The sequence below is a fragment of the Mesorhizobium sp. 43Arga genome (genome assembly GCF_053714255.1).
This window is the reverse complement of sequence record NZ_JBSKBO010000011.1, coordinates 1-24,779: the sequence shown is the minus strand read 5'-3', so window position 1 is coordinate 24,779 and position 24,779 is coordinate 1. Positions and strand designations below refer to the sequence as shown.

27 protein-coding genes and 3 pseudogenes are annotated in these 24,779 nt (G+C 63.7%); 18 read left to right on the top strand and 12 right to left on the bottom strand.

The annotated features are described in order from the left end of the window. Positions 1-181: 181 nt before the first annotated feature. Entirely contained in the window at positions 182-823 is a 642-nt protein-coding gene (locus ACWGS8_RS29335) for a LysE family translocator (RefSeq protein WP_454584201.1), read from the top strand. On the opposite strand, the gene ACWGS8_RS29330 is transcribed toward ACWGS8_RS29335, so the two are convergent. From ACWGS8_RS29330 to rlmN, 3 genes are read right to left on the bottom strand one after another with little or no spacing between them, the layout of a single operon-like run. Beyond that, entirely contained in the window at positions 795-1,277 is a 483-nt protein-coding gene (locus ACWGS8_RS29330; RefSeq protein ID WP_454584200.1) for a hypothetical protein, read from the bottom strand. The two genes, ACWGS8_RS29335 and ACWGS8_RS29330, sit on opposite strands and share 29 nt — an antisense overlap. Next, complete coding sequence (locus tag ACWGS8_RS29325; RefSeq protein WP_454584199.1) at positions 1,274-1,723, bottom strand: hypothetical protein; 450 nt, start codon at positions 1,721-1,723, stop codon at positions 1,274-1,276. Before ACWGS8_RS29325 ends, ACWGS8_RS29330 begins: the two co-directional genes overlap by 4 nt. Next, positions 1,720-2,952, bottom strand: coding sequence for a 23S rRNA (adenine(2503)-C(2))-methyltransferase RlmN (rlmN, locus tag ACWGS8_RS29320; RefSeq protein WP_454584198.1), 1,233 nt, complete (start codon positions 2,950-2,952; stop codon positions 1,720-1,722). Before rlmN ends, ACWGS8_RS29325 begins: the two co-directional genes overlap by 4 nt. Before the next feature lie 261 nt (positions 2,953-3,213). Here rlmN and ACWGS8_RS29315 point away from each other — a divergent pair, with 261 nt between their 5' ends. Both ACWGS8_RS29315 and ACWGS8_RS29310 read left to right on the top strand, forming a co-directional pair. Next, positions 3,214-3,513, top strand: a complete 300-nt coding sequence (locus tag ACWGS8_RS29315) for a hypothetical protein (RefSeq protein ID WP_454584197.1) — start codon at positions 3,214-3,216, stop codon at positions 3,511-3,513. Positions 3,514-3,705: 192 nt separating this feature from the next. Continuing rightward, complete coding sequence (locus ACWGS8_RS29310) at positions 3,706-5,061, top strand: chloride channel protein (RefSeq protein ID WP_454584196.1); 1,356 nt, start codon at positions 3,706-3,708, stop codon at positions 5,059-5,061. A gap of 57 nt (positions 5,062-5,118) precedes the next feature. Here ACWGS8_RS29310 and ACWGS8_RS29305 read toward each other — a convergent pair whose 3' ends face one another. Beyond that, positions 5,119-5,622, bottom strand: coding sequence for an invasion associated locus B family protein (locus tag ACWGS8_RS29305; RefSeq protein WP_095774831.1), 504 nt, complete (start codon positions 5,620-5,622; stop codon positions 5,119-5,121). Positions 5,623-5,974: 352 nt separating this feature from the next. Between ACWGS8_RS29305 and ACWGS8_RS29300 the strand changes: the two genes are divergently transcribed. Next, a complete protein-coding gene (locus tag ACWGS8_RS29300) occupies positions 5,975-6,586 on the top strand; it encodes a methyltransferase family protein (protein ID WP_454584195.1) in 612 nt (203 codons plus the stop codon). Between the two features lie 47 nt (positions 6,587-6,633). Here ACWGS8_RS29300 and ACWGS8_RS29295 read toward each other — a convergent pair whose 3' ends face one another. After that, on the bottom strand, positions 6,634-6,996 hold the full coding sequence (locus ACWGS8_RS29295) for a YkvA family protein (protein ID WP_454584194.1): 363 nt from the start codon (positions 6,994-6,996) through the stop codon (positions 6,634-6,636). Between the two features lie 235 nt (positions 6,997-7,231). Then, positions 7,232-7,525 (bottom strand): 4a-hydroxytetrahydrobiopterin dehydratase, encoded by a 294-nt coding sequence (locus tag ACWGS8_RS29290; protein ID WP_454584193.1) that lies wholly within the window; start codon positions 7,523-7,525, stop codon positions 7,232-7,234. A 102-nt stretch (positions 7,526-7,627) separates the two neighbouring features. Between ACWGS8_RS29290 and ACWGS8_RS29285 the strand changes: the two genes are divergently transcribed. Further along, on the top strand, positions 7,628-8,140 hold the full coding sequence (locus ACWGS8_RS29285; RefSeq protein WP_454584192.1) for a low molecular weight protein-tyrosine-phosphatase: 513 nt from the start codon (positions 7,628-7,630) through the stop codon (positions 8,138-8,140). On the opposite strand, the gene thpR is transcribed toward ACWGS8_RS29285, so the two are convergent. Both thpR and ACWGS8_RS29275 read right to left on the bottom strand, forming a co-directional pair. Continuing rightward, entirely contained in the window at positions 8,044-8,640 is a 597-nt protein-coding gene (gene thpR / locus ACWGS8_RS29280; RefSeq protein ID WP_454584191.1) for an RNA 2',3'-cyclic phosphodiesterase, read from the bottom strand. The two genes, ACWGS8_RS29285 and thpR, sit on opposite strands and share 97 nt — an antisense overlap. A 127-nt stretch (positions 8,641-8,767) precedes the next feature. Next, entirely contained in the window at positions 8,768-9,412 is a 645-nt protein-coding gene (locus ACWGS8_RS29275) for an arylesterase (RefSeq protein ID WP_454584190.1), read from the bottom strand. A gap of 89 nt (positions 9,413-9,501) precedes the next feature. Here ACWGS8_RS29275 and ACWGS8_RS29270 point away from each other — a divergent pair, with 89 nt between their 5' ends. The 4 genes from ACWGS8_RS29270 to ACWGS8_RS29255 all read left to right on the top strand — a co-directional run bounded on the left by ACWGS8_RS29270 (position 9,502) and on the right by ACWGS8_RS29255 (position 14,578). Beyond that, positions 9,502-10,197: an ABC transporter ATP-binding protein gene (locus tag ACWGS8_RS29270; protein ID WP_454584189.1), complete on the top strand. Its 696-nt coding sequence runs from the start codon at positions 9,502-9,504 to the stop codon at positions 10,195-10,197. After that, positions 10,197-12,746 carry an ABC transporter permease gene (locus ACWGS8_RS29265; protein WP_454584188.1) on the top strand — a complete coding sequence of 850 codons (2,550 nt, stop codon included), beginning with the start codon at positions 10,197-10,199 and terminating at the stop codon, positions 12,744-12,746. The genes ACWGS8_RS29270 and ACWGS8_RS29265 overlap by 1 nt, the downstream gene beginning before the upstream one ends. Before the next feature lie 228 nt (positions 12,747-12,974). After that, complete coding sequence (locus ACWGS8_RS29260; protein WP_454584187.1) at positions 12,975-13,748, top strand: Bax inhibitor-1/YccA family protein; 774 nt, start codon at positions 12,975-12,977, stop codon at positions 13,746-13,748. Between the two features lie 245 nt (positions 13,749-13,993). Beyond that, positions 13,994-14,578 carry an N-acetyltransferase family protein gene (locus ACWGS8_RS29255; protein WP_454584186.1) on the top strand — a complete coding sequence of 195 codons (585 nt, stop codon included), beginning with the start codon at positions 13,994-13,996 and terminating at the stop codon, positions 14,576-14,578. An 81-nt stretch (positions 14,579-14,659) separates the two neighbouring features. Here ACWGS8_RS29255 and ACWGS8_RS29250 read toward each other — a convergent pair whose 3' ends face one another. Further along, the gene (locus ACWGS8_RS29250; RefSeq protein ID WP_454584185.1) at positions 14,660-15,046 is read right to left on the bottom strand and encodes a DUF2794 domain-containing protein; all 387 of its coding nucleotides are present in this window, start codon (positions 15,044-15,046) and stop codon (positions 14,660-14,662) included. Positions 15,047-15,516: 470 nt separating this feature from the next. Here ACWGS8_RS29250 and ACWGS8_RS29245 point away from each other — a divergent pair. Further along, positions 15,517-15,641, top strand: a pseudogene (locus ACWGS8_RS29245) (4-hydroxybenzoate octaprenyltransferase); the annotation flags it as partial. 160 nt (positions 15,642-15,801) lie between these two features. Here the strand turns inward: ACWGS8_RS29245 and ACWGS8_RS29240 are convergent. Continuing rightward, the gene (locus ACWGS8_RS29240; RefSeq protein ID WP_454584184.1) at positions 15,802-16,608 is read right to left on the bottom strand and encodes a DUF1223 domain-containing protein; all 807 of its coding nucleotides are present in this window, start codon (positions 16,606-16,608) and stop codon (positions 15,802-15,804) included. A 178-nt stretch (positions 16,609-16,786) separates the two neighbouring features. On the opposite strand from ACWGS8_RS29240, the pseudogene ACWGS8_RS29235 reads away from it, so the two are divergent. Further along, positions 16,787-16,924: pseudogene (locus ACWGS8_RS29235) on the top strand (ceramidase domain-containing protein); the annotation flags it as partial. A gap of 113 nt (positions 16,925-17,037) precedes the next feature. Here ACWGS8_RS29235 and acnA read toward each other — a convergent pair. After that, positions 17,038-19,728 (bottom strand): aconitate hydratase AcnA, encoded by a 2,691-nt coding sequence (gene acnA, locus ACWGS8_RS29230; protein ID WP_454584183.1) that lies wholly within the window; start codon positions 19,726-19,728, stop codon positions 17,038-17,040. Positions 19,729-20,013: 285 nt separating this feature from the next. Here acnA and ccmA point away from each other — a divergent pair, with 285 nt between their 5' ends. The 4 genes from ccmA to ACWGS8_RS29210 all read left to right on the top strand — a co-directional run bounded on the left by ccmA (position 20,014) and on the right by ACWGS8_RS29210 (position 22,406). Then, positions 20,014-20,619 carry a heme ABC exporter ATP-binding protein CcmA gene (gene ccmA / locus ACWGS8_RS29225; RefSeq protein ID WP_454584182.1) on the top strand — a complete coding sequence of 202 codons (606 nt, stop codon included), beginning with the start codon at positions 20,014-20,016 and terminating at the stop codon, positions 20,617-20,619. Between the two features lie 211 nt (positions 20,620-20,830). Continuing rightward, on the top strand, positions 20,831-21,496 hold the full coding sequence (gene ccmB / locus ACWGS8_RS29220; RefSeq protein ID WP_454584181.1) for a heme exporter protein CcmB: 666 nt from the start codon (positions 20,831-20,833) through the stop codon (positions 21,494-21,496). A 161-nt stretch (positions 21,497-21,657) separates the two neighbouring features. Beyond that, on the top strand, positions 21,658-21,831 hold the full coding sequence (gene ccmD / locus ACWGS8_RS29215; protein WP_454584180.1) for a heme exporter protein CcmD: 174 nt from the start codon (positions 21,658-21,660) through the stop codon (positions 21,829-21,831). Beyond that, positions 21,828-22,406: a DsbE family thiol:disulfide interchange protein gene (locus ACWGS8_RS29210; protein ID WP_454584179.1), complete on the top strand. Its 579-nt coding sequence runs from the start codon at positions 21,828-21,830 to the stop codon at positions 22,404-22,406. The genes ccmD and ACWGS8_RS29210 overlap by 4 nt, the downstream gene beginning before the upstream one ends. 218 nt (positions 22,407-22,624) lie before the next feature. Here the strand turns inward: ACWGS8_RS29210 and ACWGS8_RS29205 are convergent, their stop codons facing one another. Beyond that, positions 22,625-22,792 (bottom strand): hypothetical protein, encoded by a 168-nt coding sequence (locus ACWGS8_RS29205; protein ID WP_019862058.1) that lies wholly within the window; start codon positions 22,790-22,792, stop codon positions 22,625-22,627. A 295-nt stretch (positions 22,793-23,087) separates the two neighbouring features. On the opposite strand from ACWGS8_RS29205, the gene ACWGS8_RS29200 reads away from it, so the two are divergent. From ACWGS8_RS29200 to ACWGS8_RS29190, 3 genes and pseudogenes are all read left to right on the top strand, one after another. Next, positions 23,088-24,008, top strand: coding sequence for an SMP-30/gluconolactonase/LRE family protein (locus tag ACWGS8_RS29200; RefSeq protein ID WP_454584178.1), 921 nt, complete (start codon positions 23,088-23,090; stop codon positions 24,006-24,008). A gap of 162 nt (positions 24,009-24,170) precedes the next feature. Then, entirely contained in the window at positions 24,171-24,377 is a 207-nt protein-coding gene (locus ACWGS8_RS29195) for a tautomerase family protein (protein WP_140703857.1), read from the top strand. 270 nt (positions 24,378-24,647) lie between these two features. Then, positions 24,648-24,779, top strand: a pseudogene (locus ACWGS8_RS29190) (IS110 family transposase); the annotation flags it as partial.

Below are 24,779 nucleotides of genomic sequence, written 5' to 3'. Positions count from 1 at the left end.
GCCCAGTAATTTCCGCCGACGATACATGAAAGTCGGCATCTGGGAAGTAAATACCTTGTTTATGTCGGCCTGAGGATAATTCTGGTCGGCACACCAAATTGGAGGGCAAGCCCCTGTTTACGCGTCTTGTTTGGCGCGTGTCCTACGCGTAAAACGGCGCGGATCCGACCAAGGCTGCTCCATGTCCTTCATTCCCGACACCGCCACGCTGATCCAGTTCGCCATCGCCACGGTCATCCTGGCGATCACGCCCGGGCCCGACATGACCCTGTTCGTCTCGCGCACGCTAAGCCAGGGGCGCGCGACCGGCTTTGCCTCGATGGCCGGCGCACTGTGCGGCACGCTGATCCACACCACGCTGGTGGTGGTCGGCGTCTCGGCGCTGATCGTCGCCTCGCCGATGGCTTTCTTCGTGCTGAAGATCTTTGGCGCCGGCTATCTCGTCTTCCTGGCCTGGCAGGCCATCGCCAAGGGCTCGGCCTTCTCGCCGGAGAAGAAGACAGGCCCGCAAATCTCGCTGCTGCGCAGCTGGGCGGCAGGGCTCGGCGTCAATTTGCTCAACCCGAAGATCATCCTGTTCTTCATGACCTTCCTGCCGCAATTCGTCTCCGCGCATGATCCCAACGCGCCGGGCAAGCTGTTCTTCCTGGGCTCGATGTTCATCGTGCTGTCGATCCCGGTGACGGTGCCGATGGTGCTGGCGGCGGAGAAATTCTCGGCGGCGATGAAGGCCAGCCCCCGCGTCACGCGGGTGGTCGACTATCTCTTCGCCGGCGTTTTCTCGGCCTTCGCGCTCAAGATCCTGACGGCCCAGGCGAAATAGAGGCGTTGTCCTCCTTCCACCAGCTCCCGGCCCAGCGCCCGGCGCTCAGCCAGTAGGAGATGCCGCCGACCATGCCGCCGCCGATCACCGCCATGATGGCGCTGGTATCGGTGATCGCGAAGGCGGGCTCTTGGGCATGGTCGACCAGGCCGAGGAAGACGGCGGCCACCATCGCACCCGCCAGCGCATAGTACAGCCAGTCGCGCCGGCCGAGGATTTCGGCAAGCAGGATGACGATCACCGCCGGCAGGAAGGCGAAATAGGCGACGAACAAGGCGACGAAGGGAATCGAGAAATACAGCGAAGCCGTCGCCGTCGGATGCGTGTGGTCAGGCGTATAGCCGAGCGAGGCCAGGAACAGGACGTTGAGGAAGGCGCTCGCCGCCAGCGAGGCGACGGCATAGCCGAACAGGATCATGGCAAAGCGCACGAGATAGGCGACGAGACGGGTCATCCGGCATCTCGCTGCACGAGACTGCCGGACTTGTGCCCGGCCAACAGCCAGTACACTGAACCGGCGGCGGTGCCGGCGGTGGCCAGAAATCCGAGAAAGCCCGGATTGAACACAAAGCCTCCGGCCGAGCCCGGGACAAGAACGCCAAAGGCGATGGAAGTGATCGCGCCCGTGACCGCGAAATAGAACCATCCGCGCAGCGAAAACCATTCGGCGACCAGGATCGCGGGCCCGACGACCAGCAGCGCGCAGACCGCTACGGTCACCACGGCGAGCGGGAAAGACCCCAGCCAGTCGAAGGTGAAAACCAGGGACCAATTGCCGTATTCGATGCCTTCCAGCAGCGTGATCAGCAGCACGGGCACCAGGATCGAGGTCAGCACGCCGGCGATGTAACCGACGGCTATGATGGCGATGCGTTTGAGCCCGGCGACGAGACGGCTCACGCCTCCCCGTGCCCCGCGATCATCATGGCTTCCAGCGCCAGCCGATCGACTTTTCGCATGCGCTCGGATTCCGACTTCAGCTGGCCGCAGGCGGCGAGGATGTCGCGGCCGCGCGGCGTGCGGATCGGCGAGGCATAGCCGGCATTGTTGATGTAGTCGGCGAATTTCTCGATCGTCTCCCAGTCCGAGCACTGGTAGTTGGTGCCCGGCCACGGGTTGAACGGGATCAGGTTGATCTTGGCCGGAATGCCCTTGAGCAGCCTGATCAGGCCCTTGGCGTCCTCGATGGAATCGTTGACGTCCTTCAGCATCACATATTCGAAGGTGATGCGCTTGGCGTTCGACAGGCCGGGATAGGCACGGCAGGCGGCGATCAGCTCCTTCAGCGGATACTTCTTGTTGATCGGCACAAGCAAGTCGCGCAGATCGTCATTGGTGGCATGCAGCGAGATCGCCAGCATGACGCCGATCTCCTCGCCGGTGCGGAAAATCTCGGGCACGACGCCGGAGGTCGACAGCGTGATGCGCCGCTTCGAAAGGGAAAGCCCATCGCCATCGGAAGCGATCAGCAGCGCCTTCTTCACCGCCTCGAAATTGTAAAGCGGCTCGCCCATGCCCATCATGACGATGTTGGACACCTTGCGGCCCTCGGCCGGCACGATGGCGCCGTCCGGCGTGTCGCGGTCGGGGAAATCGCCGAGCCGGTCGCGCGCGGTGAGCAGTTGGGCGAGGATCTCCTCAGTGGTGAGGTTGCGCACCAGTTTCTGCGTGCCGGTGTGGCAGAACGAGCAGGTCAGCGTGCAGCCGACCTGCGAGGAGATGCAGAGCGTGCCGCGGCCTTCCTCGGGAATATAGACTGTCTCGATCTCGACCGGCCGGCCGGCGCCCCGCGGCGGAAAGCGGAACAGCCATTTGCGGGTGCCGTCGGAAGAAATCTGCTCCTCGACGATCTCGGGACGGGCGACGGTGAAATGCCTGTCGAGTTCGGCGCGCAGGTCCTTGGAGATGTTGAACATGCCGGGAAAGTCGGAAACACCGCGCACATACATCCAGTGCCAGAGCTGCTGGGCGCGCATCCTGGCCTGGCGCTCCGGCACGATGCCGGAGGCGACGAGCGCCTCCGCGAGCTCGGCGCGGGTCAGGCCGATCAGCGTCGGCTTCTCGGGCGCGGCGCGAGCGCGCAACGCGTCACGGGCACCCTCAGTGGTGAGGTCGAAGGAAAGGGTCATGGTCGCACTGATATAAGCGGTTTGCGGCCGATTTCATCCATCGTGCCGGGAACTGAAGCGCGGCGCATAGCACAGGTTGAGGGCAGAGTCATGCCGGGGAAACACAACCGCCGGCCGACAGCCCGCCACGACCATCCGCGGCCTTGCCCATGTCCCCGCTGCAAAGGAGCGATCACAAGGTCGTGTTTGCGTAACAATTCCCATCGCGCCTTCGAAGTCGGAAAGGGGCAACCATGCCTCTACAAAATGGGAGTATGCAGAATGAACTCTATCAAGTTCGCCGTCATTGCCGGCCTCGTCGGCCTTTCCGCCTCGCCGGCATTTGCCGAAGACGCAATGGGCACGATGACCATGATGAAGGGCGGAGAAGTGATGGCGATCATGCCGGACGGGCATATGGGTACCATGATGCCGGATGCAAAGATGGGCGCCGAGATGATGAAGATGGCAAAGCCGATCAAGCACTGCATGATGATGATGACCGACGCGAAGGGCAAAGCCTTCATGATCGACACGTCGACCAAGAAGGCTCAGGCCGAATGTGAAAAGATGGCCATGTAAGACTGGACCTGTCACGATCGAGACTCGCCGGCGCACACGCCGGCGGGTCATTCTGATACGAGTCCAACGTCGCCGGGCTTTGTTTCCCGCTCTCTGTCATTCAACTCGTGCGTGACGGTGGCCTGACGTCCTCCCCGACTTGATCGACCCCATGCCTGTGCTAGGGCTGGGGCATTCACAGCGAGGACAGACATGGCCGGTACATCGCGAAAATATCCCATGCTGCGGCGCTCGCGGGCGATGTGGGGCTCGCGACGCGTGTGGCAGCCGCGGCTGGTGTTCTGGGCCGGCGCGGTGTCGATCGGTGTCATCAGCGTGCTGTTCGCGGTGCTGGCCGACAAGGCGCAGGCGCTTTTCCACATGATGATCGGCGATGGCGGCGGCTGGCGCTTCTATCTGCCGCTTGCTGTGACGCCGCTCGGCTTTGTCCTGTGCGCCTGGCTCGCCCACGCCTTCTTTCCGGGCTCGCAAGGCAGTGGCATTCCACAGGCCATCGCCGCCCGCCACTTGCGTGATGACGACGATCGCAACCACCTTCTGTCGCTGCGGCTGGCGGCGGGCAAGATCGCGCTCACCATCGTCGGCCTGTTCTGCGGCGCCTCGATCGGCCGCGAGGGTCCGACCGTGCAGGTCGGCGCCTCGCTGATGCTGCAAGCGGCGCGCTGGGGCGGCATGGCGCAGGCGCGCGGCCTGATCCTGGCCGGCTCGGCCGCCGGCATTGCCGCCGCCTTCAACACGCCGCTGGCCGGCATCGTCTTTGCCATCGAGGAGATGGGCCGCACCTATGAGGCGCGCACCAACGGGCTGGTGCTGACGGCGGTGATCCTGGCCGGTCTCGCCTCGCTCGGCCTGCTCGGCAATTACACCTATTTCGGCGTCTCGAAGGAGACGATCGCGTTTGCCGCCGACTGGCCGCTGGTGCTTGCCTGCGGCATCATAGGCGGCGGCTCCGGCGCGCTGTTCTCGCTGCTGGCGCTGAAGATCACGCGGCGGATCCGGCGCTGGCACGCGCAGCAGCCTTTGGCTCGCGCGCTGCTGGTGGCCGCTGTCTGCGGCCTCGGCGTGGCGGTGATCGGCATCGCCTCGGGCGGGCTGACCTTCGGCACCGGCTACGCGCAGGCGCGCAGTGCCGTGGAAGGCTCGCCACTGCCATGGTTCTTCTTCGTGGAAAAATTCCTGGCCGGGCTGCTGTCGATGGTCTCGGGCATACCCGGCGGCATCTTCGCGCCGTCGCTGGCGGTTGGCGCCGGCATGGGCAGTTCGCTCGGGCTGCTGTTTGGCGCCAGCGCGGGGGCTGCCGCGCTGCTCGGCATGGCCGGCTATTTCGCCGGCGTCGTGCAGGCGCCCATGACCGCCTTCGTCATCATCCTGGAAATGACCGGCAATCACGACAATGTCATCGCGCTGATGCTGGCCTCGATGCTGGGCTACGGCACGGCGCGCATGATCTCGCACGAGCCGCTCTATCATGCGCTCTCGCGCGTCTTCATTGCCGAGGCGATCCGGCGGCGGCGGGCGGAGACAGTTGCAGAGCCAGGTCAGGGCTGAAAAAGCAAAGGCCCGGGCTTTGCGGCCCGGCCCTTTCGCTTCAAAGCGAAGGTTTGCCTATTTGCATTTGGCGATCGACGTCAGCGCCGCCGAAATGCCCTTCAGCGAGAAGACATAGGAGGTCGGATTGCCGCGGCCGGACTTCGCCGTCACCTTCATGTCGGTGCCGGTCTTCATGGCGGCGATCAGCACCGGTTCCTCGGCGGCGTTCTCGACCCAGGCCGACTTGCCGCGCGTGAACATCGAGAAGGATTTCTTGTCGATGGTGACGGTGGCCTTGGAGCCTTCCTGGAAATTGTAGCCGGCGATGAATTGCGGCTCGTAGGACACCTGCTGGCCGGGACGTTGGCTGACGAAGAAGAACATGTCGCCATGGTCGAGCGTCGGCGGCTGCTTGTCGGTCGGCACGGTGAGCACGTAGCAGACCTTGCCGCCCGATGCCTGGTAGCTGTAGGTGCCCCAGGCATTGTGCTGGCCGATCTTGGTCGCCTGCTGCGCCAGAACAGGCGCTGCCGAGGCCACCAGGACCAGACTCGAAACCAGTGCTATCAATCCGCGCATCGTCTTTCCCGTATTCCAAATGGTGCGGGGGCGGGCCGCATGGCGTCCTGCCGTCGCTTCATTTTGATTTAATCTGGGTTACCAAACGGTGAATTTCCCTCAAAAAAGGACGCTCACCCCAGGAAACCACCGCCATTCCCGCGCCGCCGCCTTGTCAGCGGCCGGCGCGACGTCCCTTCGGCGACTTGGAGGCCACGAAAGCGGCAAGAGTTTGACTTTTCAAACCAGGTCCTCCAGCCGTTCTGCTTGCGAGACGCGTGACGAATTTCTCTCCGGCCGGTAGGGTGCCTGCGTACGTTTCCAAGGCGCTCGGGCCGAGCGCCTCATTGGGGGTGCACGGGAGATTTCGGTCATGGCCATTTCCGAGACGGTCCTGATCCTGGCGGGCGGCACTGTCGTCCTGTCGATCATGTTCGGCGCACGTGTTGCCATCCGAGGGGCGGCCTACCGCGCCACGGCAGTGCCGCGACGACCGGGTGGCGGGCAGGATGCAGGCGAATCGGGCGCACCCGACGTGGCTGGCGTCATCGCGCTGCCGCCTTTGATCTTTCTTGGCTTCCTGGCGGCGGCGGTGGTCCTCGAACTGGTCATTCCGCTCCCGGCCCTGGCCGGGCCCGCCCGCTATCTGGGCGGGGCCGTGCTCGCGGCGTGCGGCTTTGTCATTATCTTCATGGCGGCGGGGCGCTTCAACGCCGCTGGCACCAACATTCCTCCAACCCTGCCAACCACGGCGCTGGTCGTCGACGGCATCTACCGGCGGACCAGGAACCCGTTCTATCTGGGAGCCGTCCTCGTCTATCTGGGTCTGGGCGTCGCAGCGGGGAGTTTCTGGGCCATCGCCCTGGTCATCCCGCTGCTGTGGGTGATCAATACCGGCGTCATCGCGCGGGAAGAGCGCTACCTGGAACGGAAATTCGGCGATGCGTATCGCGCCTACAAGGTGCGTGTGCGACGGTGGTTTTGATCGGCCGCGGCGCCTGAGCCTCGTGCCATTCCTTGCGCCACACCGGCTCAGCCCTTGTCGGCGATGGCGTCCCTGGCGGCCTGGCGATGCGCGGGCGTGATGTGGGCGCTGACGGCGGTGATCGCGGCGGTCAGCACGGCGATGTCGTCGGTGAAGCCGAGGCCGAAGATGAAGTCGGGGATGAGGTCCACCGGCAGGACGAAATAACCGAGTGCGGCCACCAATATGCCCTTGGCGCGTAGCGGCGTGTTCTTGTCCATGGCGCAGTAATAGGCGGCGACGACCTCTTCCATGAACGGGATCTGCCGCGCCGCCTTCTTGGCCGTGCGCCAGAATTTCTCGCGCACTTCGCTTTCGCCGCCCAGCCTGTCGCCAAAGCCGAAGAAATCAAAACCGGGTTGTTGCGCCATCAATCACTCCTGGCGGGCCGCATGCGTGTCCTGGCGCATGCCTCGCGGGGATGATGTGGTGAAAGCCGGACCCGGCTGCAAGATGCGAGCGGTTCGTCGGCCTGAAAATCGGAATCGCGCTTGCGATTGTCCCGTCTGGAGATTAGCGGAACGCCTCTCTCGTCGTCATCCTCGGGTCCGCGCGTCCGCTTCGCCCGTGGATGACGAAGTTGGGTTGCCACACCTATTGATCACCCTAACCAGCATATCCGTTCATCTTCTTGGCCAGCGCTATGTCGAGCGCCGTGACGCCGCCGGCGTCATGGGTGTTCAGCGTCACGTCCACGGTCTTGTAGACATTCGACCAGTCGGGGTGATGGTCCATCTTCTCGGCGGCCAGCGCAACGCGGGTCATGAAGGCGAAGGCTTCGGAGAAATTCCTGAAGACGAAGCTGCGCTTGATCGAAGCGCCGTCCGTGGCCAGCGACCAGTCGCCGAGTTCGGCAAGGGCCGTGGTGATGGCGTCCTTGCTGAGTTTTTCTCTCGTCATGATGATTTCCCGTGCTATCTCGAATTTGACCCTCACCATAATGCAAGTCCCCCAGAACTGCTTTGCGGTTTTGGGGTTCCAAATGCACAAACGGCGCATATCATGAGCATAAAGCCGATAAATTCCATTCTGTTCGTCTGTCTCGGCAACATCTGCCGCTCGCCGCTGGCCGAGGGCGTCTTTCGCGCCGTCTTGGCCGAGCGTGGCCAGGGCGGCGATATGCTGCTCGATTCGGCCGCCACCAGCGGCTGGGAGGTCGGCTCGGCCCCCGATCCACGCTCGATCGCGGTCGCGATGCGTCACGGCATCGACATTTCCGGGCAGAGGGCGCGCAAGGTCACGCCACGGGATTTCTCCCGTTTCGACCTGATCCTCGGCATGGACCGTTCGAACGTCGCCGATCTCAAGGCGCTGGCGCCCGCGCGGGATCGAGTGCACCTGTTTTTAGAATTCGCGCATGGACAGGCGCGTGACGTGCCCGATCCCTATTATGACGGGCCGGAGGCCTTTGCCGAGGTCTATCGCATGATCCGCGAGGCATCGGAGGCGCTGGCGACGCGGCTAGCGGCGCGGGCATCGTTGCCGGACAACGGCCAGGCCTCCTCGACGATATAGGGGCCGCCGCCGACCGAATCGCGCGACGACATCAGGACGAAGCGGCCGATGCGGAAGGGCAATGTCGAGAAATTGCCGCGTGCCGAGAGATATTGCGCGACATCCAGCGGGCTCGAATTGCGTAGCCGCGCCAGTGTGACATGCGGCATGAACTTGCGCGGATCGGCGGGAATGCCGAGCCGCTGGCAGATGCGCTCGATCTCGCCCTGAAGCGCTGCCAGATCGGGTGAGGGGGACGCGCCGGCCCACACCGCATGCGGCTTTTTCTGGCCGAAAGCGCCGACACCCGACAGTGTCAGCGAGAAGGACGGGCGGTGGACGCGGTCGAGCGCATTGGCGATCTCGTCGGCTACGTGACCGGGGACATCGCCGATGAAGCGCAGTGTCAGATGGTAGTTTTCGACATCGATCCAGCGGGCCCCGGGCAGGCCGCCCCGGAGCAGGGACAGCGAAAGGGCAGCATCACGCGGAATTTCGAGGGCGGTGAAAAGACGCGGCATGAAGAGCCTCCCTTCCTCGAATCGACTGTCACCTATAGCGAATCATCGATAGCCGAACGGAGCAAGAGGTTTATTGGTCACAGGCTTTGCTAAAAATTTCCCTAACGGAAAGCGGTTCCGGTTGGCCTCACGCGCCTCCGGGCACCGCCGCAATGGCCTTCTCGACCGTCGGCAGGATGCGCTCGACCATCAGGTCGACCCCCTTGGCGCTCGGATGCAGGCCATCCTCGAGCTGCATGCCGGGCTGCCCGGCGACGCCATCGAGGAAGAACGGGTAGAGCGCGACATCGTATTTTTTTGCCAGCTCCGGAAAGATGGCGTCGAAGGCGCTCTGATAGTCGGCGCCGAGATTGGGCGCCGCGCGCATGCCGGCCAGAAGCACGGCGATCTTGCGCTGCTTCAGCCTGGCCAGCATCTCGTCGAGGTTCTTCCTGGCGATATCGGGCAAAACACCGCGCAGCATGTCGTTGGCACCCAGTTCGAGGATGACCAGCCGGGTTCCGTCCGGCACCGACCAGTCGAGCCGCGCCAGGCCGCCGCTGGTGGTGTCGCCGGAAACACCGGCGTTGGCGACGGTCACATCACGGCCCTTGGCGCGCAGCGCGGCCTGAAGCTTGTCGGTAAAACCCTCGCCGGGTCCGAGACCGTAGCCCGCCGTCAGGCTGTCACCGAAACCGACGATCTTGAAGGCCTCGGCCCGCGCCGACGAAATGGCGCCGCAGACGGCGAGGAAAAGGATCAAGCCTGCGGCTATCTGGCGTTTGAAAGACATGCGGCAGGCCCCATATGACCAAAGGATTTCTTCCGGGCGACGGCTTCCGGCAAACAGAGCCTTCACGTTCCATATAGGACACTTTCATTTTGACAGAAGCCATCATCGCGCTGAAAGACGTATCCCTGACGCTCGGCGAGGGCGCTTCGTCGGTGCATGTGCTGAAGGGCGTCAGCCTCGACGTGCCACTTGGCGAGGCGACCGGCATCGTCGGTCCTTCGGGGTCCGGCAAGTCGACACTGCTGATGGTGCTGGCAGGCCTGGAACGTGTCGATTCGGGTACGGTACGAATCGCCAGCGAGCTGCTCAACGGCAAAAGCGAGGACCAGATCGCTTCGTTTCGTGGCCGAAACATTGGCATCGTCTTCCAGTCCTTCCACCTCATCCCCAATATGACGGCGCTCGAGAATGTCGCGGTGCCGCTGGAACTGGCAGGCCATGCCGATCCGTTCTCGGTGGCGGCGCGGGAACTGGCGGCGGTGGGCCTGAGCGACCGCGTCACCCATTATCCCGGCGAGCTTTCCGGCGGCGAGCAGCAGCGCGTGGCGATAGCCCGGGCGCTGGCGCCGTCGCCGCGCATCCTCATCGCTGACGAGCCGACGGGCAATCTCGACCAGGCGACGGGGCGGCAGGTCGCCGACCTTTTGTTCGCCAAGGCGGCCGAGCGCGTCATGACGCTGGTGCTGGTCACCCACGATCCGGCGCTCGCGGCGCGCTGCTCGCGCCAGGTTTCGATGCGCTCGGGCCGGATCGAAACGCCGGCGCCCCTGAAGGTCACCGCCTGATGCCGATGGCGCAGACGCTGAAGCTCGCTATCCGCTTCTCGCTCAGAGAAATGCGCGGCGGCCTATCCGGCTTCCTGATTTTCCTCGCCTGCATCGCGCTCGGCGTCGCGGCGATCGGCGGCGTCAATTCGGTTGCCCGCTCGATCAGCGCCGGCGTTGCCGACCAGGGCCAGACGCTGCTTGGCGGCGATCTCCGCTTCCAGATCAACCAGCGCGACGCCAGCCAGGCCGAGCGCGGCTTCCTCGATGGGCTGGGCACAGTTTCGCGCACAGCCAGCATGCGCTCGATGGCGCGGCTGGCCGACGGTTCGGATCAGGCACTGGTCGAAGCCAAGGCGGTCGACGACGCCTATCCGCTCTATGGCGCGCTGGAAACCGAACCTAAGCTGTCGAAGCAGGAACTGTTCGGCGAAGAATTCGGCGTCTTTGGCGCGGCCGCCCCTGATTTGCTGTTCGAACGGCTGCATCTCAAGCCCGGCGACCGGCTGAAGCTCGGCACCGCCACCTTCGAACTGCGCGCCAAACTGATCACCGAGCCGGATGCCGTGTCCGACGGTTTCGGCTTCGCGCCGCGGCTGATGATCTCGACCGAAGGCCTGGCCGCCACCGGGCTGGTGCAACCAGGCAGTCTGGTCGAAAACGCCTACAAGATCCGGCTGCCCGCCGACGCCGACGTAGCGCGGCTCAAGGCCATCCAGGATCAGGCGGCGAAGGATTTTCCCGAGGCCGGCTGGTCGATCCGTACGCGCGACAATGCGGCGCCGGCGCTGTCGTCCAACATTGAACGCTTCTCGCAATTCCTGACGCTGGTCGGGCTGACGGCGCTGGTGGTCGGCGGCGTCGGAGTCGCCAACGCGGTGCGCGCCTACCTCGACGGCAAGCGCGGCGTCATCGCCACCTTCAAGAGCCTGGGCGCTTCCGGCGGCTTCGTCTTTGCCGTCTATCTCGTGCAGATCCTGATCATCGCCGCATTCGGTATCGCCGCCGGCCTGGTGCTCGGCGCGCTGATGCCGTTCGTGGCGAGTGCCGTCCTCCAATCCGTCATCCCGGTGCCGGCGCAAGGCGGCTTCTATCCCGGCGCGCTCGCCATGGCGGCGCTGTTCGGCCTGCTGGTGACGCTGGCCTTCGCGCTGCTGCCGCTCGGCCGCGCCCGCGATGTGCCGGCGACAGCATTGTTCCGCGAGATGGGGCTCGAAGGCCGCGGCCAGCCGCGTCCCATCTATGTCGCTTCGGCGCTCGGCATAGCACTGCTGCTGGCTGCGTTGGCGATCCTGTTTTCCGGCGACCAGCGCATCGCCTCGATCTTCGTCGGCGCCACCATCTTCGCCTTCCTGGTGCTGCGTCTGGTCGGCGCGCTGGTGCAATGGGCGGCGAGAAAAAGCCCGCGCGTGCGCTTCGTGGCGCTCAGGCTCGCCGTCGGCAACATCCACCGGCCGGGCGCCCTGACGCCGTCAGTGGTGCTGTCGCTGGGGCTGGGGCTGACGCTTCTGGTGACGCTGGCGCTGATCGACGGCAATCTGCGGCAACAAATCTCCGGCAGCCTGCCGGAGCGGGCGCCGAACTTCTTCTTCGTCGACATCCAGGGCAGCGATGTCGATGCGTTCTCGGCGCTGATCGGCAAGGAGGCACCAAAGGGGACGCTGGCCAAGGTGCCGATGCTGCGCGGCCGGGTGATGGCGCTCAACGGTGTCGATGTCGACAAGGTCAAGGTGCCGGCCGAAGGCGCCTGGGTGCTGAAAGGCGATCGCGGCCTGACCTACGACGCCAGGCAACCGGAAAACGCGACACTGACCGAAGGCATATGGTGGCCGGACAATTATGCCGGCGAGCCGCTGGTTTCCTTCTCGGCGCATGAGGGCCAGGAAATCGGGCTAAAGCTCGGCGACACCGTCACCGTCAATGTGCTCGGCCGCAACGTGACGGCGAGGATCGCCAATTTCCGCGAGGTCCAATGGGAAACGATGGGCATCAACTTCGTCATGGTGTTCTCGCCCAACACATTTGCTGGCGCCCCGCATGGCTGGATGGCGACGCTGACCGAAAAGAGCGCCACCACGGCTGACGACGCGCGCGTCCTCAATGCCGTCACCCGCGCCTTTCCCGCGGTGACGACGGTGCGCGTCAAGGACGCGCTCGATGTCGTCAACCGGCTGGTCGGGCAACTCGGCACGGCGATCCGCGCGGCGGCCGGCGTGGCGCTGATCGCTTCGGTGCTGGTGCTGGCCGGCGCGCTCGCCGCCGGCAACCGGGCGCGCATCCATGACGCGGTGGTGCTGAAGACGCTCGGCGCCACAAGGCGAACGCTGATCACGGCGTTCTCCCTCGAATACATGCTGATCGGATTGGCCACCGCCATCTTTGCACTGGCGGCCGGCGGCATCGCGGCCTGGTACATTGTCGCCCGCATCATGACCCTGCCGTCGCATTTCATGCCGGAGGTGGCGGTGGTGACCATCGTCTTTGCGCTGGTGATTACCGTCGGCATCGGTCTCGCCGGCACCTGGCGGGTGCTCGGCCACAAGGCGGCACCGGTGCTGCGCGAGCTGTAATTTCATGGCCTAAGCGGCCGTCGCGCATTAAATCTTGGTAAGGATGCCGGCTGGAAAGCGCGGGAATCGGCCTTTCGGCCCCTCACGAACCGTTACATCCGGTTACGGTCTTGTTCTTGGCGCGAATAACCATCATATTTCGCCACAGGCATGCTGGAGCCCTGCCAGCGGCGCCTGGGTCCGCAAGAGGCCCGACACCGGACGGGGCAGAAGCAATAGAGGATTCCAATGGCTGATCCCATTCGCAATTATCAGACGTCGGCGGTGCCCGGCGTCCGCGCCGACATCGATCAGGGTCTGCGCGCCTATATGATTAAGGTCTACAATCTGATGGGGCTTGGCCTCCTCATCACCGGTCTTGCCGCCGTCGGCACGATCATGCTGGCCACCACCACGGACCCGGCCTCGGCCGTCGCAACGCTGCCGAGCGGCGAGATGCTGACGTCCTTCGGCTATGCGATCTTCGGCTCGCCGCTGCGCTGGGTGGTGATGCTGGCACCGTTGGCCGCCGTGTTCTTTCTGTCGTTCAGGATCCAGTCGATGAGCGTCGCCGCCGCGCAGACGACGTTCTGGGTCTATGCCGGCCTCGTAGGCCTGTCGCTGTCGTCGATCTTCCTGGTCTACACCACGGCCAGCATTTCGCAGACCTTCTTCGCCACGGCCGCCGCCTTCGGCGCGTTGTCGCTGTACGGCTACACGACCAAGCGCGACCTGACCGCGATGGGCTCGTTCCTGATCATGGGCGTGTTCGGCATCATTATCGCGTCGGTGATCAACATCTTCCTGCAGTCGTCGGCGCTGTCCTTCGCCGTTTCGGCGATCGGCGTGCTGGTCTTCGCCGGCCTCACCGCTTACGACACGCAGAAGATCAAGGAGATGTATTTCGAGGGCGACGCTTCCGATATCGCTGGCCGCAAGGCCATCATGGGCGCGCTGCGGCTCTATCTCGACTTCATCAACCTGTTCATGTTCCTGCTGCAGTTCATGGGCGACCGCCGCTAGAGCAGCTCGCCGTTTCACGGAAACGGCGAACCGCTCTAAATTTTTGTTTTGACGCAATTCCCAAGGGAAAGCGCTACACGCTTTTCCCGGGAAAACCGTTTCACACTTTTCCTGGAATTGCTCTAAGGCTTCGCATCATGGTCTGACTGGACCATCGGGTTTGGAAGGGGCGGCCCAACGGCCGCCCTTTTCTTTTGCGCCGACGTTTGCTGTTATCGGAGGCAGACATAAGGCTTGCACAAAGAATGAGCAATATCGTGATTCGGGCGGCCAGCGCCGCCGACCTCGACACCATCACCGAAATCTATGCCGACGCGGTGACACATGGCACGGCGAGCTACGAGCTGGAGCCGCCCAGCCGCGCCGAGATGGGCGCGCGATTCGCCACGCTCACAACCGGCGGCTTTCCCTATCTGGTGGCGGAGAAGGACGGTGCGGTGCTCGGTTATGCCTATGCCGGTGCCTTCCGGCCGCGCCCCGCCTATCGCTTTATCGTCGAGGATTCGGTCTATGTCGCGCCTGACGCCAAAGGCCAGGGCGTCGGTCTCAAGCTGATGCAAGCCCTGGTCACGGCGGCCGAAGCGGCGGGTTTTCGCCAGATCATCGCGGTGATCGGCGACGGCCATGCCGACAGCGCCTCGGTCAGGCTGCACGAAAAGCTCGGCTTTCGCCATTCAGGCCGGCTCGAAGGCTCCGGCTACAAGCACGGCCGCTGGCTGGACACGGTGTTCATGCAGCTGTCGCTGAATGGCGGCGCGTCGCTTCCGCCCGACCCGGTCTCGCTGCCGGAGCGGAAGTTCCGGGGGGAGAAAGAAGAATTGAAGAACTGAAGAATTGGAGAATTGAAGAGCAAAGAAGATGGCGCTTACGTCAGGCGCTGAGTGCCTTCTTCCCCAATTCCAATTCCCGGCTCAGGCCTCGACCACTCTCAGCTTGCTGTCGAAGACGCCGAGCACGCGCCCAAGCTCCTGGCCGCGTTTGAGGATGCGCCCGCCGGCGGCGATGACGGCGAAGGCGCCCTGCTTGCGGGCCAGTTTCGGGTCCTTGACAATCTGGAACAGCGGCACTTCGCTGGCGCGGCGGAAGACGGAAAACACCGCCCTGTCGGTGAGATGATCGATAGCGTAGTCGCGCCATTCATTGGCGGCGACCATGCGTCCGTACAGTCTGAGGATCTGGTCCAGTTCACGCCGGTCGAAGCGCACCGGCTGGTCGAGGCGTGAGAAGCGCGCCTCGTGCAGCGGGATCAATATTGCGGATGCGTCACCATCCCCCATCCCGCCGCTGTCGTCAGTCATGCCTCGATCCTTCAAAAAATGAATCTTTGCCAACCAAAATTGGCCCCTTCGCGCTGCAATTGCAAGAGCCGACAAAGCGGTGGCGGCGGCGCGCCTTTTCGGTCACGTCCAGTCACTTTGTAACGCGCGCTGTTGGAATTGGTGATGCTTCGCCACATTTCTGCCTTTTTTTATCCGCGCTCATGCCCCAATGTCCGACGAATTTACCGGCGTTGCCTGAGACGGTTCGGTCCGGCACCGGCTCGTAAACCCCAAGCCCCCCGCCCACGGGTCTGCGTCGGATCGAACCAACCTCGGTTTTTCCTTGGAAAGATCGGGTGCGACGATCCCAAACCTAAATGACCGGCGTCAGAAGCAAGCTGACGTCGGTTTTTTCATGCCTGAAGGTCCGGATCGGGACAAACCTTGCCGGCGCTTGCGCCCCAGGCTCTTGTTTCGCATAAGTCGTTGTCCCAAACGACAGCACGCGGATGACCGCATTGAGCCGTCCCAACCTGAGCGATGTTCACCCCGGTGACTGGGTCGATCGCCGATTGCCTTGGTCGTGGCGGCCATACCAAGGCTGGCGCGTTTGGATCGACCGCCCCCGGAATGGCCGTGATCGCCGCTCATTTGGCCTGGCAGGCATGGCGTATTGACTTTCAGCACCCGGAGCTGAATTCAGGCTTTTCCTGTCAAACATTTTGACCGGCGTGCTGCTGACATGCACGGCACTCGCCGGGGCATTGTGAGGTTATCCGGCTTGCCGGAAATGGTTACAGGTTCTCGGTCTTGTTCGGGGGCTTGTGGATGAAGGCGGCGCCGAGAATGGGGCCTGGCATGCCGTCCTTGCCGACCGACTGCAAAAGCACGGCGCAGCCGCCCTTCTTGGTGATCTCGCTCATCGGCAACTCATAGCGCTGCGCCTTGCCGTGCCACATGCCGGCGGTCTGGATACCGGTGACGGCGTTCCAATAAGTCATCTTGCGGCCGGAGTTCTCGCCCTGGGCGATCTTGATCGTCTGCGGCGGCTCGAAATAGACGATGACGACATGGGCGTCGCTCGGACCGGCGCCGGCATCGCCGACATCGATGATCACGCGGTCGCTGGTGCGGCTGACCTTGACGGGCACACGCATGCCTTCGCCGGATTTCGCCATACGGGCGAGCGCGCCGTCGACCTCGCCGCGATTGGCGCCGTTGACATGCGCGCGGCCATTGAGCACCGCCTGCGGCGTATAGACGGAGCGACTGCCGAAGGCGCGCATGTAGTCATATTGACGTTCGGTGTTTTCCTTGCGGCTCAGCGTGTCCTTCCAGCCGAGATAGTCCCAATAGTCGACGTGATAGGAGAGCGCGACGATGTCATCGCTTGTGGCAAGTTCGGCGAAGAAGGCATCGGCCGGAGGGCAGGAACTGCAGCCCTGGCTGGTGAAGAGTTCGACCACGCCGAGCGGCTTGTCGGGCGAGGGTTTTTCGGCCTGGATTCTTTCGGTCTCGCCGGCATGGCCGGCACCGGCAACCGCCGAGAAGGCCAGCGCGAAGGCTGCCAGCCAAAGTGATCTTCGCCAGGCCATGATCATTCCAATTCCCGCCGGTGGCGCCGGCTTTGTTCTGATTGTCTGAAATATGTGGCAGAAGCGGAAGTCAACGGGAAGTCACGTTGCGGTGAAATTTTGCCACTGCAGCCGCAGGTAAGGCAGCAATAGGACAGACGCTGCATTTCACGACGTGGTTCGATTAGGGAGTGGCATCACCATCATGTGGCAAACTCTCCTGACCCCTGTCGATCTCTATTGCGAGCGGACCGGGCCTGGACTTTGGGCCAAGCCGATAAATGCTTTGGCCAATCTTGCTTTCATTGCAGCGGGATTATGGGGTGTCCGGGAAGTACGCCGATGCGACGGCGCGATTTGGAAAACCTAGGGCAGCAGGCAGTAGGCAGTAGGCAGTAGGCAGTAGGCAGTAGGGGCCGTATTCCCTACTGCCTAAGCCCTATTCCCTGGCTGCGGCTACGCAGCCAAATCGCGCAGCACGTACTGCAAGATGCCGCCGTTCTTGAAGTAGTCGAGCTCGTCCAGCGTATCGATGCGGCAGATGATCGGCACGTTCTTGACGCTGCCGTCGCCATAGGTGACCTTGGCGGTCATCGTCTGGCGCGGCTTGATCGTGCTCAGTCCATCGATCTCGACCAGCTCATCGCCCTTGAGGTTCAGCGAAGCCCAGGACGTGCCTTCCTCGAAGACGAAGGGGATGACGCCCATGCCGACCAGGTTCGAGCGATGGATGCGCTCGAAGGACTGGGCGATGACGGCGCGGACACCAAGGAGATTCGTTCCCTTGGCCGCCCAGTCGCGCGACGAGCCGTTGCCGTATTCGACGCCGGCGAAGATGACCAGCGGCACGCCTTCCTTCTTGTACTCCATCGCCGCGTCGTAGATCGATTCCTCTTCCTTCGACGGGTAGTGGATGGTGTAGCCGCCCTCGCGGCCGTTCTCGCCCAGCATGTGGTTGCGGATGCGGATGTTGGCGAAGGTGCCGCGCATCATCACCTCATGATTGCCGCGCCGCGTGCCGTACTGGTTGAAGTCGGCGACGCCGACGCCATGGTCGGTGAGGTACTTGCCGGCCGGCGAGGCGGCCTTGATCGAACCCGCCGGCGAGATGTGGTCGGTGGTGATCTTGTCGCCGAACAGGCCGAGCACGCGCGCGCCCTTGATGTCGCCGATCTTGCCGAAACCTGATGTCATGCCGGCGAAATAGGGCGGGTTCTGCACATAGGTCGAGTTGTCGTCCCAGGCATAGGTCTGGCCTTCCGGCGCCTTGACGTTCTGCCAGTACTCGTCGCCCTTGAAGACGTCGGCATATTTGCGGGCGAACAGCTCGCGGGTGACGTTCTTCTCGATGAACTCCTGGATCTCGGCCGAGCTCGGCCAGATGTCCTTGAGGTAGACCGGATTGCCGTTCTTGTCCTCGCCGAGCGGCTCGGTGGTGAGGTCCTTGGTGACGGTGCCGGCCAGTGCGTGCGCCACGACCAGCGGCGGTGACGCCAGGTAGTTGGCCTGCACGTCGGGCGAGACGCGGCCTTCGAAGTTGCGGTTGCCGGACAAGACCGCGGCAGCAATCAAACCTTTGTCGTTGATGGTCTTGGAGATCGGCGCCGGCAGCGGGCCGGAATTGCCAATGCAGGTGGTGCAGCCGAAGCCGACCAGGTTGAAGCCGATCTGGTCGAGCTCCTTCTGCAGGCCTGACTTCTCCAGATATTCGGCGACCACCTGGCTGCCGGGGGCGAGCGAGGTCTTCACCCACGGCTTCTGCTTGAGGCCGCGGCGGTTGGCGTTGCGGGCCAGAAGGCCAGCGCCGATCAGCACGCTCGGGTTCGAGGTGTTGGTGCACGAGGTGATGGCGGCAATGACGACGTCGCCATGGCCGAGATCATGGTCGGTGCCTTCGACGGCGTAGCGCTTGGAAATCTCCGCCGCCTTCTTGTATTCGGTATCCATCGCCTTGGCGAAGCCGGCGGGAATGCCTTCCAGCGCGACGCGGCCTTCGGGCCGCTTGGGGCCGGCCATCGACGGCACGACGCTGCTGAGCTCGAGCTCGAGCAGGTCGGTGAAGACCGGGTCGGCGGAGCCGGCCTCGCGCCACATGCCTTGCGCCTTGGAATAGGCTTCGACCAGGGCGATGCGGCTTTCCTCGCGGCCTGACATCGTCAAATAGCGGATGGTTTCCGAATCGACCGGGAAGAAGCCGCAGGTGGCGCCATATTCCGGCGCCATGTTGCCGATGGTGGCGCGGTCGGCGAGCGTCATGTTGGAGAGGCCGGGGCCGAAGAATTCGACGAACTTGCCGACGACACCCTTCTTGCGCAACATCTGGGTGACGGTGAGCACCAGGTCGGTGGCGGTGACGCCTTCCTTGAGCTTGCCGGTGAGGCGGAAGCCGATGACTTCGGGCAGAAGCATGGAGACGGGCTGGCCGAGCATGGCGGCCTCGGCCTCGATGCCGCCGACGCCCCAGCCGAGAACGCCAAGGCCGTTGATCATGGTGGTGTGCGAATCGGTGCCGACGCAGGTGTCGGGATAAGCGGTGGTTTCGCCGTCCTCGGTGTTGGTCCACACCACCTGGCCGAGATATTCGAGATTGACTTGATGGCAGATGCCGGTGCCGGGCGGCACGACGCGGAAGTTGCGGAACGCCTGCTGGCCCCATTTCAGGAACTTGTAGCGTTCCTCGTTGCGCTCATATTCGAGCTCGACATTGCGGGCGAAGGCCATCGGCGTGCCGAACTCGTCGACGATGACGGAATGGTCGATGACGAGGTCGACGGGAACCAGCGGGTTGATCTTCTGCGGATCGCCGCCGAGCGAGGCCATGGCGTCGCGCATGGCGGCCAGGTCGACGACGGCCGGAACGCCGGTGAAATCCTGCATCAGCACGCGGGCCGGGCGATAGGCGATCTCGACGCCGGCGGTGCCCTTGTCGGTCAGCCAGCCGGCCACCGCCTGGATCGATTCCTTGGTGACGGAGCGGCCGTCCTCATTGCGCAGCAGGTTCTCCAGCAGCACCTTCATCGAATAGGGCAGCTGGGCAATGCCGGTGAGGCCGTTCTTCTCGGCCTCGACGAGGTCGAAATAGGCATATTCGGTGCCGCCCGCGGTCAGCGTGCGACGGCAATTGAAACTATCGAGGGATTTTGACACGTGCGATCCGTCCTTGTCTGTTCAGCCTGAAAGGGAACGGACGCCGATGGCATGCAATCACGCGCAAAGGTGCGGGTACGGCCATTTCCGCTGTCCGTTCCCAAGCAACCCGAGCCGTTCAAGGCGGCGCGTGCGCTGGTTCGGCGCTAATTCTGTTCCCGCGCCGACCGCTGGCACGGATGCACCGCATATAGAGAATTTTCTGGAATAGTTCTAGACAGTCGAAAAGCAAATTTGTGCGATGCGGCAGCGGTCGCGCAACATTGAGTTCAGGGCAGGCGAGGGATGCGGCTTATCGCCGAAAATCTGGGCGGCGAGCGCGGCGGCGAGGCGGTTTTTTCCGGCATCGGCTTTGCGCTCGATCCAGGCCAGGCGCTGGTCGTCACCGGGCCGAACGGATCGGGCAAATCGACCCTGCTTAGGATCATCGCCGGGCTGCTGCCGAAGGCCGAAGGCCGGCTGCTGATCGAAGGCGGCGGCGATGACTTTCCGTCGATCGCTTCGGCCTGCCACTATCTCGGACACCAGAACGCGATGAAGACGGCGCTGAGCGTGGCGGAAAACCTGCGCTTCTGGCGCGATTTCAATGGGCCTGGCGATTCGAGCGTCGACGCGGCGCTGGACACGGTCGGGCTCAGCGGCATCGGCCATCTGCCGTTCGGCTATCTCTCGACTGGGCAAAGGCGTCGGGCGGCGATCGCCAAGCTCTTGGTCAGCCACCGGCCGCTGTGGCTGCTCGACGAGCCGACGGCGGGTTTGGACAAGGCGTCGGAGGCGCGGTTCGCGGGGCTGATGATGGAGCATTGCGTGGCTGGCGGGATGATTGTCGCGGCGACGCATTTGCCGCTGGGGATCGAGGCGACGGAGTTGAAGATGGGGGTGGCCGGTTGATGGTGGCACTCTACGGCGCCCCCCTCTGTCCTACCGGACATCTCCCCCACGAGGGGGGAGATTGGCTGTTGGCTCGGTTTTCGCCAATCTCGAGCATTGCTAGAAGTGTGCCGTCGGCGGAGCTGCCGATCTCCCCCCTTGTGGGGGAGATGGCCGGCAGGCCAGAGGGGGGCGCCACAGAACGCCGTCCTCAACAAGGGACCACATCGTAATGTGGTCGCTCTTTGCCCGCGACATCCGCCTCAACATCCGCGCCGGCGGCGGCGCGTTGACCGGCGTCATCTTCTTCCTCGCCGTCATTGCCACCATCCCGTTCGGCGTCGGGCCGGACCTGAAGCTGCTTGCCCGCGTCGGCCCGGCGATCCTGTGGATCGGCGCGCTGCTTTCCTGCCTGCTCGGGCTCGACCGGCTGTTCCAGGCGGACCGCGAGGACGGCTCGCTCGATCTGCTGGTGCTCGGCAATGACCGGCACATGCTGGCGCTGACCGTGCTGGTGAAATGCCTGGCGCATTGGGCGGGCAGCGTTTTGCCGCTGGTCGTCGCCGCCCCCTTGCTCGGACTGTTCATGAACATGGAGCCGGTTGCCATCGGCGCGACTGCGCTGACACTGCTGGTCGGCACGCCGGCCATCACCTTCATCGGTGCCGCGGGCGCCGCGGTGGCTGTGGCGCTGCCGCGCGGCGGGCTGCTGATCTCGGTGCTGGTGCTGCCGCTGACCATTCCGGTGCTGATCTTCGGCGTCTCGGCGAGCTATGGCGCGACGGCCAATCCCGATCCTTTCCTGCAGCCCTTCCTCATTCTTGCCGCGCTGACGCTGTTTCTTGCCGTGCTGGGACCTGTCTCGGCGGCGCTGGCGCTGCGCCACGGAACCGATTGAGCGAGGTTTGGCATGGTTTGCGCGACATCAAGGGCGGCGGCGTGGCGGCCACGTATGTTTGAAACCACGGCGCGTTGCGCAGCCATGGGCATATCGCTAAGGGAAAGCATGATCGAACGAGGCAGACGGCTGGAAAGAGGCGCGCCGATGGAGCGGCAGGCATGAGTGCGCACGCACTCTATGTCACGGCCGCCTATGGCATCACGGCGGTTGTTCTGGCAGGGCTGATCGGCTGGATCCTGCTCGACCAAAAGGGGCGCAAGCGCGATCTTGCCGAGCTGGAAGCAGCCGGCGTGCGGCGGCGTTCCGACAAGGCGGAGGCACAGAAACCGTGAGCGGCGAGACCGAAACGCCGACGCACGGCCGCCGCCTCTTCGTGCTGCTGCCGCTGCTGATCTTTCTCGGCCTCGCCGGCCTGTTCCTGTGGCAGCTACTGTCGGGACGCGATGTCTCGGAAGTGCCCTCGGCGCTGATCGGCCTGCCGGCGCCGCAGACCAATCTGCCGGCACTGGAGGGGTCAAACCTGCCGGGGCTTGATTCCAGGGCGTTCGCCGGCAAGGTCACGCTGGTCAATGTGTTTGCGTCATGGTGTGCGCCGTGCCGGGAAGAGCATCCGGTGCTCCTGGCGCTGTCGCAGGACAAGCGGTTCACCATGGCGGCGCTGAACTACAAGGACCGTCCGGAAAACGCCCGCCGGTTCCTCGGTGATCTCGGCAATCCGTTCCAGGCCATCGGCGTCGACGAAGCCGGCCGCACGGCGATCGACTGGGGTGTCTACGGCGTGCCGGAAACCTTCGTCGTCGGCAAGGACGGCAAAATTGCCTACAAGCATGTCGGCCCGCTGACGGCGGGGGCGGCGCGGGATCTTTTGCTGCCGCAGATTGAAAAGGCATTGGCCGCAGCGAACTGACGGCGTTCTCTCGCTTCGAATCCATGCCGAGACGTTGGTCAAAGGGTACTTCGGATCACAACAGGCGTTGCGTACAGCGGTAGACAGAAATTCCGCACCGCTGCGGCGCTCGAAGATCACGGCATGGATCCCTCGGGCTGCTGAGCAGCTCCGGGGTCTTCGCTCCGCTTCGCGTCGCTACGCCCAAGGATGACGAACGTGATAGGTCGACCGAATACTCAGCCGTAGATCTGCTTGTGGATCTGGTAGAGCATTTCCGAGCGGTCGGCGCGCATGTCGGCCAGATCGCGGCTGGAGAAGCTGTCGATTTCGGCGACGAGGCGATTGTAGTGCTTGCGCTTGGCGATGTTGTTGCGAGCGCGGGTCATGAGGTCGTTGAAGATCATAGCAAGGGTCCTTTCGTGCCGCGTTCTGGCGGCGGTTTCTTCCTCCCTTGGTCAATACGAAGCATGACATAGGATTGGTGCATTGCAAAAAGAAGATGTTGCAATGCACCATTGCACGCAGCGCATAGCCGGTTAATCGAGTCCTAAAGGCGCGTCCTGCGTGACCGGTCGCTGGCCGCCCTGGTCGCACGGGCGTTCCTCTCCGTTTTGTCATACAAATTGCGAAGGCCGCGTCTTGCCAGATCGATCGCGGGCTGGCTTGATCCGGTATCATGTGATGCCGGGAGGAAAATGCATGGCGGCCGCAGACTATTATGAAATTCTCGATCCGCGTTTCGCGCGCCTGTTCAACGGCAATGCGCAAGTGGAGAAGCTGTTCACCGGATGCCGCTGGGCGGAGGGGCCTGCCTGGTTCGCCGCCGGCCGTTATGTCGTCTGGTCCGATATCCCAAACAACCGCATGCTGCGCTATGACGAGACGGACGGCAGCGTCAGCGTTTTCCGCCAGCCCTCGGGCAATTCCAACGGCAACACCGTCGACCGGCAAGGCCGGCTGGTCACCTGCGAGCATTCGGGCCGCCGCGTCAGCCGCACCGAGCATGACGGCTCGGTCACGACCATTGCCGCCAAATGGAAGGGCAAGCGGCTGAACTCGCCCAACGACGTGGTGGTGAAGTCCGACGGTTCGATCTGGTTCACCGACCCGACCTACGGCATCGACACCGACTATGAAGGCGACAAGGCCGAGAGCGAGATCGGCGCCTGCTATGTCTACCGGGTCGATCCCGACAGCGGCGAGGTAGAGGCCGTCATCACCGACATGGTGCGACCCAACGGGCTCGCCTTCTCGCTGGACGAAAGCCAGCTCTATGTCGTCGATACCGGCCGCACGCATGGCGCCGAGAACCCGGCGCATATGCGGGTGTTCAATGTCGGCAAGCACGGCAAGAAGGTTTCGGGCGGCAAGGTCTTCGCCGACTGCACCGCCGGCCTGTTCGACGGTTTCCGGCTCGACGCGGACGGGCGCATCTGGACCAGCGCTACCGACGGCATCCATTGCTACGATCCCGACGGCACGCTGATCGGCAAGGTCAAGGTGCCGGAGGTGACCGCCAATTGCGTGTTCGGCGGCGCCAAGCTGAATTGCCTCTACATAGCTGGCACCACCTCGCTCTATTCGGTGCGGCTGATGGTGAACGGAGCCAAGACTTTTTGAGGCTGCTCGACACGCTTCTCTGGCGGCCGCTGATGGTGTTTCTGCGTATTACCGCAGCGCCTGCCGCGCTACGGCTGCCGGCACCGCCGCCAAGCGACTCGCCAGAGCGAATGTCTAAACAGCCGGCTGGCGGTACCAGACACAATTCAAGGGGAGGACGTCATGCCATTCGTCAACATCCGCATCGTCAAGGAAGTGATCGCCGCCGATCCGGCCGGCAAGAAGGCTGACATCGCCAAGAAAGTCACGGCGGCCATCATGGAGACCACCGGGCTCGGCAATGACGATGTCTGGGTGGTTTTCGAAGAGGTCAACGCGCGGGACTGGTATGTCGGCAAGACCGATGTCGAGACGCTGCGGAAGGGGTAGGGTGGCGACGCTCGAGTGCAGGCGCACCCTTTCCTTCGTCATCCTCGGGCTTGACCCGAGGATCCATGCCGCAACTTCCGACGCAGAGTGCTGCGGTGCAGAATTCTGTAAGGATTGCAGCGCCTTAGTGTAACGGCATGGATTCCAGGGTCTGCGCCGCGTCGCTGCGCTCCTTGCTGCGCCCTAGAATGATGGGTGGACGGCCCCTTGCGGCATCGAATGTGCCAAGCTGGTCGTGTTGTTGAACCCCAGCGGAGGAGACCGTCCGTCATGCAAGCTATCAGATTTGGAATCGATTTGGCCAAGAATGTGTTTCAGGTGCACGGTGTGGATGCTGCCGGGAAGGTGGTGGTGCAGCGCCAGCTGCGCCGCGCGCAGGTGGAGAAGTTCTTCGCCGCGCAG